This window comes from Dyella sp., assembly GCF_035277725.1.
GTDB lineage: Bacteria > Pseudomonadota > Gammaproteobacteria > Xanthomonadales > Rhodanobacteraceae > Dyella_B.
On record NZ_DATEJY010000255.1, the window covers coordinates 1 to 9033 of the forward strand.

At 60.4% G+C, this 9033-nt stretch carries 9 protein-coding genes; 1 reads left to right on the forward strand and 8 read right to left on the reverse strand.

The genetic code is table 11. The annotated features are described in order from the left end of the window. Positions 1-108: 30S ribosomal protein S20 (gene rpsT, locus VJR68_RS20745; protein WP_324150731.1), on the forward strand; the 108-nt coding region annotated here is incomplete at its 5' end. 278 nt (positions 109-386) lie between these two features. Here the strand turns inward: rpsT and VJR68_RS20750 are convergent. The 8 genes from VJR68_RS20750 to VJR68_RS20785 form a co-directional block, all read right to left on the reverse strand. Further along, positions 387-1136 (reverse strand): copper homeostasis protein CutC, encoded by a 750-nt coding sequence (locus VJR68_RS20750; protein ID WP_324150718.1) that lies wholly within the window; start codon positions 1134-1136, stop codon positions 387-389. After that, positions 1136-2188, reverse strand: a complete 1053-nt coding sequence (locus tag VJR68_RS20755; protein ID WP_324150721.1) for a N(4)-(beta-N-acetylglucosaminyl)-L-asparaginase — start codon at positions 2186-2188, stop codon at positions 1136-1138. The genes VJR68_RS20750 and VJR68_RS20755 overlap by 1 nt, the downstream gene beginning before the upstream one ends. A gap of 120 nt (positions 2189-2308) precedes the next feature. Beyond that, complete coding sequence (locus VJR68_RS20760) at positions 2309-3304, reverse strand: SWIM zinc finger family protein (protein ID WP_324150722.1); 996 nt, start codon at positions 3302-3304, stop codon at positions 2309-2311. 18 nt (positions 3305-3322) lie between these two features. Further along, complete coding sequence (locus VJR68_RS20765) at positions 3323-5992, reverse strand: DEAD/DEAH box helicase (protein WP_324150723.1); 2670 nt, start codon at positions 5990-5992, stop codon at positions 3323-3325. A 130-nt stretch (positions 5993-6122) separates the two neighbouring features. Then, positions 6123-6692 (reverse strand): relaxation protein, encoded by a 570-nt coding sequence (locus VJR68_RS20770; RefSeq protein ID WP_324150724.1) that lies wholly within the window; start codon positions 6690-6692, stop codon positions 6123-6125. 11 nt (positions 6693-6703) lie between these two features. Further along, on the reverse strand, positions 6704-8041 hold the full coding sequence (locus VJR68_RS20775; RefSeq protein WP_324150726.1) for a peptidoglycan-binding domain-containing protein: 1338 nt from the start codon (positions 8039-8041) through the stop codon (positions 6704-6706). Between the two features lie 41 nt (positions 8042-8082). Beyond that, positions 8083-8562 (reverse strand): lysozyme inhibitor LprI family protein, encoded by a 480-nt coding sequence (locus VJR68_RS20780; RefSeq protein WP_324150727.1) that lies wholly within the window; start codon positions 8560-8562, stop codon positions 8083-8085. A gap of 156 nt (positions 8563-8718) precedes the next feature. Next, on the reverse strand, positions 8719-9033 hold a 315-nt coding region (locus VJR68_RS20785), incomplete at its 5' end, for a Wadjet anti-phage system protein JetD domain-containing protein (RefSeq protein ID WP_324150729.1).

Sequence of the window (9033 nt, forward strand, 5' to 3'; positions counted from 1 at the left end):
GCTGCCCAGCCGGTGATGGATCGCTACGCCGCTCGCGGCCTGATCCACAAGAACAAGGCCGCTCGCCACAAGAGCCGCCTGAACGCCAAGATCCACGAGCTTGCCTGAAGTCGGGCGAGCATCGGGTTGGTATAGAAAAGCCGGCGGAGACGCCGGCTTTTTTGTTGACTGGAGCTCCCCCTCCCTTGGGAACCTCAGTCTGGGCGTCATGAGGCATCCCACCTTACCGTCGTCCCGGCGAAGGCCGGGACCCAGTGTCTTTATGATGTATCAGAGCAAAGTCGCTGGGTCCCGGCTTTCGCCGGGACGACGATTGCTGTGTAGAAGGTTTTCCGTAGCAGATCGGCCGCGTGCCGCTGCGGAAACGGCGGCTTTGTTTGCGCTTTTCACCCCATTGGGTGAAGGGCGAACGCGGCGAGTTGCTGTTTCATCGCCTGCACTTCCTCCACGCTGGTCTGCTCGATATCCGGCGCCAGGTCCTTCAAGGCTGGATTGAGATACCGCATCGAGGACTTCACCACCGCCCGCGCCGAGCCATGGCATTCATGCGCGCCGGTCAGCCGCATCACCTCGGCCAGGTTGCCCGAGCGGATACCCGCCCCAGCCATCACCTTGACCCGGTCGCCGGCCTGTTTGACCAGACCAGCAATCACCTGCGCACCCGCCAACGCATTCGCGCATCCGCCCGAGGTGAGCACACGCTCGCAGCCCAACGCCATGACGTCATCCAGCGCACGGCTCACATTCGCACTGGCATCGATCGCACGATGGAACGTCACGCCCAGTTTGCCAGCTGCATGCACCAATTCGCGACAACGCGGATCGACGTGGCCATCCGCATCCAGCGCACCGATCACCACGCCGTCAAAACCCAGGCTGACGCAGGTTTCGATATCACGCCGCATCATCTCGAAGTCAGCGTCGTCATACAGAAAATCACCCGCACGTGGCCGCACCAGCACATACACAGGGATGCGCACCCGCTCGCGCACGACCGCCAACATGCCATATGACGGCGTGATACCGCCTTCGGCTAGGCTGCTGCAAAGCTCGACGCGATCCGCGCCGCCTTCCTGCGCGGCCAGGGCAGACGCCAGCGTGCCGGCGGCAATTTCAAGCAGAGCTTGTTGGGACATCAGCTGTAAGTCGTCTGGTAGAGGCTGGGCGATGCGAGCAGGCGATCTTGTTGCTGCTTGTCGCATACGGCATAGGTAAAGCCTTTCTGGATGGCGAAGGCGCCGCATTCGCCATCGCGGCGCAGGGCCAGGAAACCCACCTGCATCTCCTTCGTCGCCTCCGGACGCTTCTTCACGATGCGTCGCACGGCCTCCTCGCAGGCTTCCTGCGGACTGCGGCCCTGGCGCATCAACTCCACCACCAGGAAGCTGCCGGCGTTGCGGATCACTTCCTCGCCGACGCCGGTTGACGTCGCACCACCGACTTCATTGTCGACGTACAAACCCGCGCCGATGATCGGACTGTCGCCCACGCGGCCGCGCATCTTCCACGCCATGCCGCTGGTTGTGCACGCGCCTGCCATATGGCCGCTGGCATCGACCGCCAACATGCCGATGGTGTCGTGATTGTTCTTGCCGCCCGGCATGCCGAGGTTCTGCATGCTACGGTGGTAATCGATGTTTTCGCTGTTGGCCACCGGCGTGTACTTGGCCTGCTTGAGCCATTCGTGCCAAGCCTTTTCCGATTCCGGCGTGAGCAGATTTTCCTTCTTGAAGCCCTGCTGCAGGGCAAATTCCAGCGCGCCATCGGCAACCAGCAGCACGTGCGGCGTGTTCTCCATCACCTTGCGCGCCACGTTGATCGGATGGCCGATGTGCTCCAGCGCTGCCACCGCACCGCAACTGCCATCGCCATTCATGATGCTGGCATCCAGCGTCACATGGCCGTCCCGATCGGGATAACCCGCGCGTCCCACGCTGTGATTGTGCAGATCCGATTCCGGCACCATCACGCCCTGCTCTACCGCATCCAGCGGCTTGCCGCCCTTGCCGAGCACGCCCCATGCGGCTAGGTTGGCTGGCACGCCGAAATCCCAGGTGGAGACGACGCGTGCGCCGACGTTGCCGGGAACGGAGCCGGCCAGGGTTGCCGTCGCGCGCGACAGGCGCGGCAGGGCTAGCGCGGAAGTGGCCAGCAGGCTGGTTTTGAGGAAGTTGCGGCGACCGGTCATGTCTCTCTCCGATGGCGAATTTCACATGATGACGGATGAAAGCGCGAATGCACAGCTTGCCTGGGAGCCTGTCAGATATAGGTGGGTTTTAGCGCACCTGGCCGGTTTGCCATGACAGGCTTAGCGAGACTTGTCTTTTGCCAGTCGCGCAGAAGTCCGCTTCTTCGTTACCGTTGCTTTCGGCGTTGCAGATGAGGTCATGGCGTTTGCCTTGCTGGTAGCACGTTTGCCAGATAGCGATTTGCGCGGCGCGGCCGACGGTTTGACCGCCAATTTCTTGGGCGCCGACGTCGCCGCGGACTTGCGGGCTGCCGAGATGACCTGCTTGGCCGCTTTCTTCGTGGTTGTCTTGCCTGCTGGCGACTTGTTGCGTGCGGTAGCCGGCTTTGCTGGCGGAAGGGAAACGGCAGCCATTTCGATGCCAAACACATCGGCGAGCTGCGCATCATCGAGTACCTTGCTGGCAGTCGGTCGTTTCGCGGGTTTGGCGAAGCCGGCGCCGGCCTGCCTGACCAGATCATTGGCGTCGACATGGCGCAAGGCGAACAGCAGTTCCGGCTGTTGGTCGAGTCGCGCGCCGACGCCGTAGAGCACGGCGGCAACGTGCTTGCACATGGATGCGCCGTCCGGGCAGCTGCATGTGAACTTGATCTCCTTAGGTAACGGAAACAGGCCTGTGCCGGTCTTGCAGAGCCGCTCCATCACACCACGCGAAAATTTGCCTTGCAGGAGTTCGACCATCGAATCGATCGATCCCGAACAGTCGGCACCAATGGTTCGCCATTGTTTTTCAGGACACGCCACGACACTCACGCTTACTTTGTAGAGGCTCGACCCCATGACTTGCGCGCGCACCGCACCCTCGCTGATGTGCAGGTCGATCACCGAGCCATTGCGCACATAGGTACGACCGCGCGGCAGGCGATTGGCATAGTCGCTGTAACGTTCCAGGTTGTCGCACCAGGCCTTGCCCCAGAAAGTCTTGGCGATGGCGCCGCGATACGGTGCGATGGGCGACAGCGTCGCACCCGACTTCTTGGCCTTGGCGGCAGCCTTTTCAGCTTTGTCTCTGCGCTCGGCAACCGAGACATAAGGCTTCCATCCCCAGTACCCCATGCTGTTTCCTCTTGTCGATCAATGTTCTTGTGCGGTGTGAATGTCGAGCCTGACGAGATCGAGCAATTCACGATCGCTCATTTCGGTGAGCAGGAGCTCCGCGCCCCCCTCCAGCACATCCTTTACCAGTTGCTGCTTCGATTCAATCAATTGATCAATGCGGTCCTCGACCGTGCCGCGGCAGACGAACTTGTGCACCAGCACGTTTCTCTGCTGGCCGATACGAAACGCACGGTCAGTCGCCTGATTTTCCACCGCCGGGTTCCACCAGCGATCGAAATGGATGACATGCGACGCGGCGGTGAGGTTCAACCCCGCGCCACCGGCCTTTAACGACAGCACGAAGAAGGGCGTCAGTTCGTCTTCCTGAAATTGCTTGACCAGAGTGCGGCGCCGGGCCACCGGCGTGCCGCCATGGAGTATCAAACCCTCGCGACCGAAGATGGAACCGAGAAAAGCCGCCAAAGGCTCCGTAGTCTCGCGGAACTGAGTGAACACCAGCACTTTTTCCTGCTTGGCGGCGATGACCTCGACCAGCTCGCGCAAGCGGCTGAACTTGCCGCTGTCTTGCTCCCTCCATGCCGCGTCACCCAGCCATTGCGAGGGATGGTTGCAGATCTGTTTGAAGCGCATGAGGAAGCTCAGCACCACGCCCTTGCGACCGATGCCTTCGGCGTCCTGCAGTGCGAGGGCCAGGTCTTCCACCGCGCGTTGATAGAGCGCCGCCTGGTGCGTGCTCAAATGGCACCATGCCTTCAGTTCGGTCTTGTCCGGAAGATCGTTGATAACCCGCTTGTCCGTCTTCAGGCGGCGCAGGATGTAGGGCCGCACCAGCGCGCGCAGCGGACCGAAATGCTCGGCCTTCGCCAGCCGTTTGGTGAAGCTGGCAAATACCTTGTCCGAGCCCAGTAAACCGGGATGAGTAAAATCGAAAATGGACCACAGATCGGACAGGCGGTTTTCCACCGGTGTCCCAGTCAGCGCGATGCGCGACTGGGCGCGAAGCTGCTTGACCTGCCGCGTTTGCTTGGCGCTTGGATTCTTGATCGCCTGCGCCTCATCGATGATGGCAACGCGCCATTCGATGGTCCCCAGCAGCGGCTGACGAAGCAGCGAGCCGAAGCTGGTGACCACCAGATCGACATTCGCCAGCCGCGCAGCGTCCAGCGCACGTAACTCAGTCGCAGGCATGGCCGATGGATGGGCGACCAGCAGGCGCAAGCTGGGCGCGAAGCGCTCCGCTTCTGCCGCCCAGTTGGCCAGCAACGATGCAGGGGCAACCAGCAGGCTGGGGCGGGCCTCGGTGTTTTCGCGCTTCAACACCAGCAGCAACGACAGTACCTGCATGGTCTTGCCCAGGCCCATATCGTCCGCCAGACAAGCGCCCAGGCCGAGCCGGGAGAGCAGGTACAGCCAGCGCACGCCAGCCTGCTGATAAGGTCGCAGACTGGCCTTGAGTTCCAGCTCTGGACTGATGTGCGCCAAGCCCTCCGGCTGCCGCAAGGTTTGCAAGGTGTCGGCCAGCCAGGAGCCCGCCGCGAGCTGCGACCAGTCGTGGTCGTCGTGTTCCCCACTATCACCTTCGTCGAGCGAAACGCCCGCCAGCAGGCGCAGGGCCTCGTTAAACGGCAGGCCGGTTTTCGCCGCTTTTTCCATCACTTCGAATCGCTTCAGCAGGCGACCGAGCTTTTTCTTGTCAACCTCGATCCAGCGACCGCGGATGAACTGCAAACCGTCAGCGCCTTTGAGCAGTTGCTTGACCTCGGCAGCGCTAAGGCGCTCACCGTCCAGAGAGACCTCGGTGCTGAAATCGAGCAATGCACTCGCGCCCAGCAGCGACGGCGGCTTTGTGCCGATATTGGCTTTTACAACGGGGCGAGCCGGGCGTCCCGCCTGCCAGACGCCCGGCGTGCGCACGACGATGCCGGCGGCTTCAAGTCTGGGCAGGTCGGTGAGAAAGCGATAGGCGTCCTGCGGTGTCCAGCGCAGTGGATGGTAGATCTCGCCCGTATCCAACATGTCGCGCAACCAATCGCACTGTTCGGCGGCGCGCTGCACCGGCAACAGCAGCGACAGAAGCTGCTGCTTGCTGCGAGCGCCTGAAAATTCAGCGAGGGCTTGCGATAGCGGCTGATGTTGCGCCTTGCCATGGGCCGACAGGCGCGAGGTATACGTCGCCAGGAAGGCGAACGGCGAGTCCGGGTCTTTTCGATTCTCAGCGAGATTGAAATGCACGCGGCCAACGAGGTTCCAGGCCGGGTGGCGCGCCTTGAGGAAATCCTGAAGAGGGACTTTTGCGGCCGTCAGCTCCTGCCGCAAGGCGATATCGATCTCACCCCAAAGCGTGGCCAACACCTCGGGGGACAGATACTCCCCGCCCGTCATTGGCGGTGCATCGGCAATCACGGCGTCGAGATCGTCGAGGGAAGGCGTGACGACCGCCATCTCGCCACCTTCGGGCGTGGCGCACAGGGCGGTGACATAACGCGCGGCAAAGTCACGCCACCAGGCCCATGCGGGCGGCAAACTGCGACCGACTTCCGCCGTTCCCAGATGCAGCAGGCCATGTCCTGCGCCAAGCGCAAAGGCAGTACCTAGTCGTAGCTGTATGTCATCCGCCGAGAGCGGCGCGGCATTCTCAGGCACCGCAAGCAGGTGACCGCTTGGCATCAGATGTGGCACGAGCATCAGTGAATTCCGCGCGCAAGATGGGTCTCTGCAACACGCCAAGCATTCACCATGTACGACAGCCCCGTGCGTTTATAACCCGGACATCAGTATAAGGCGCGCCATGAGCGTCGCAGAACGAGGCGAAAAATCAGCGCGGCTTTGCCAGCAGATACTGGCCGTGCTCACCGTACTTTTGCCCGCTTTTATCGACGTTGACGCACAACCGCCCTCCGCACAAGGTGACATCCGCCTGGTTATAGGCATGCATCAATTCAGCGGAAACCTGGCTATTCCTGAGCTCGCCCTGGTAGTACCACAGCAACCAGCTCCCTCCGATGATGGCGATCAGCAGTGCGCCGATCACGCTGGCCGCCGTTTTCCATACAAGGTGCCGGCACAACTGGTCCAGCCGGCGTACATGGCTGGCGAGTTGGCCCATCCTGTCCTGGAGTTGCGCGGTGGACTGGCCAAGCCGTTGCTCATATTGGGTGATCGAATGTTCCAGGCCATGCTCCAATTGAGTGGCCGCCACCTTGGGAAAGCTGCTGAGCATCCGGTCCGCCGACTGCGCCACCTGCCCCGGCACGCCACCGATAGCACGCTGCAATTGCTCCATCAGCGCTTGCTGATGTTGCTCCAACTGATGACAGCGGCGCTCGAACTGGGCCATCAACGCCATCGCCTTCAGCGCGCCTGTTTCGAGATCTTGCTCGTGCATCATGCACTCCTTCAGCGGCTCATCACCGGACCACGATGTTCCATCTGCTGCGCGGCGACCCGCTCCAGCTCCTGTTGTTGTTGCTGCAGTTGCGCCGTGCAGCGTTCCTGCTGATCGACCATGGCCATTGCCGCCGTGTTGAGTGCACGTACTTCAGGCAGTTGCGTCGCCTCGTGCAATGCCCGGAAGTAAGCCTGGTTGTCACCGGCTTCCAGCCCGCCGAGCGCGCGGTCGATAAGCGATGAACGATAGGATGGAGCAGGCGTAGCCGGAGCGGGGAGGTCCTCGCGAAATGGAGGTGCGATCACGCTGGGCGTTCTTTGCTCGCGATTCTGCCCATGAAGCCAATTTCCAAGTGCGGGAGCAGCTTGAGCCGGATTGGCCGGACGCTCGTGGGTCGTCGCCTGCGCCAGAGATCGCTCATGGACCAAGGTATGCAGCCGGCGCATCGTCTGCGGACCGGCGATGCCGTCCACGTCCAGATGTTGATCGCACTGAAAGGTTTCGACGGCGGCGCGCGTGGCGGGGCCAAACCTGGCATCGGCCTGCAAGGCGTTGCCTCGTGCATCGGTGTAGCCCAACAGAGCCAGATGGCTTTGCAGAGTACGGACGTGTTCGCTGTGGTCGCCTTGTTTCAATATGCCGCCGCGTGGAATCTGGCTTGATGCCCTCTCTGGATGCATGTCAGGAGAAGATGTCGCCAGACGAGGCTCCATCGAAATTCCATGATCCGCCAAAGCGAGTAAATCCGCTTTTTCACTCAGTGCACGTTTCAACAGATCATGCCAACGCCTCGGCGAGCTTTTGAATAGTCGTTCGTTATGGGCAATCTTGTAGTCTTGGACGGCTTCGACAATGTCTTTATCGGAGAGACTGGCCAGGCTGTAATCCTTGCCGAATTTCTCGATCAATCCCTGCCGAAAGATATCTTGTGTCACGTTGCGGTACTGAACCGACGTGCTCCAGAGTGCATCTTGCACCGCAGCCCCTCGATCACTCAGATCCAATCCAGCGGCTTTCAGCTTCATCGCCTGCACATCGTAATGCGACCGTTTGATGAAATCATGCTGGTCTTCGGCAAAGCCAGGATCGGTTCTGGCCAGGTCACGCCATTTTGCATCGAACGCCGGTGTCGTTGGTTCCAAATCCTTGAACTGATCTTTGTATGCCGACTGGTCGAGATATTCTCGAAGCGTCCCCATCAAGGTGGAGAACTGGTAAGTTCCGTAGGAAATGCCACCGTGGTCGCCCTGACCTGTCGATATTGCACCTGGCCCATGCCCACCACTCTCGTGCCTCTGCGACGTCATGCCCAGATACCAGCCATCACGCTTATGTTTATCTTCCATGCCTAAGCCCTCCGATTTTTTATAAAAGCGCTGCTCTTTGTTTAGCGTTTCATGTCTTCGTCGTATTTACGGTATTCCAGCGCCGCAGCCTGTTTGGCGGTCTCTGTCAGCTTGCATTCTTGGGATATGACGGCTCCAGATTGTCCGAGCCCGGGATCAGCTACACAGTGCGAGTCGCGATAGGCTATCCATATTCTTTCATCCGCCTGCAATTTGGCGCGTTTGTCCTTACTCAGCACAGCCATCAATGCCTTGTATGCCGTGTTCAAGCGTTTGTCCTGATAATCGTACTCGTCAACCCAGCAATTATTCGCGTCCACCGTGATGCCACTCGATGCATCCAGGCATTTCTGGTAGGAGGGACGTATGCCCGTCGCGTCATCTGCGCCTTTGCCAAAGCCGGAGGACGCCTGCTGTTGGGAATAGCCATCCACGGGAACAATGACGCATGCCATCGCCGATGCAACGCGCCACAGAAACGCTTTTTTCTTCCCCGCGATAATATTCGTTGCAGTCCTCATTACCTCACCCTCCTTTCATTCGCCCCGGCGCGAAGCGACTATCGCAGACCCGCAAGCACGGGTCAGCCTGGATGATGTCAGGAGCGCCACCTCAATGGCATCAGAGATCAGCGCTTGCGATGTAGTCCCTACCAAGCATCACTCACACTTTTGTGTTCAAGTCATCGCAGCAAAAGTTTCAGTAATGCAACGCCACGCCCAGTCCCAGGCAATGCGCTCCTGCTCCAGTCGTACCTGGCGACGCACGCCTTCGCGCAGCGCGCGATACAACTGCAGTTCCGTCTCGGTAAGATGAGCAAGCGCTTCGGCTGCATGCTGGGCTTGCTCCTTGCCCCACAATGACTTGAAAGCCAGCAAGGTGGGCTCGTCCATCATCAGCGAATGCGTCTGTGGCAGATAAGTGCGCAACCGATCGAGGATGGCCAAGCCATGCGTGTCAATATCACCCCAGTAGAACACGTGTAATTTTGC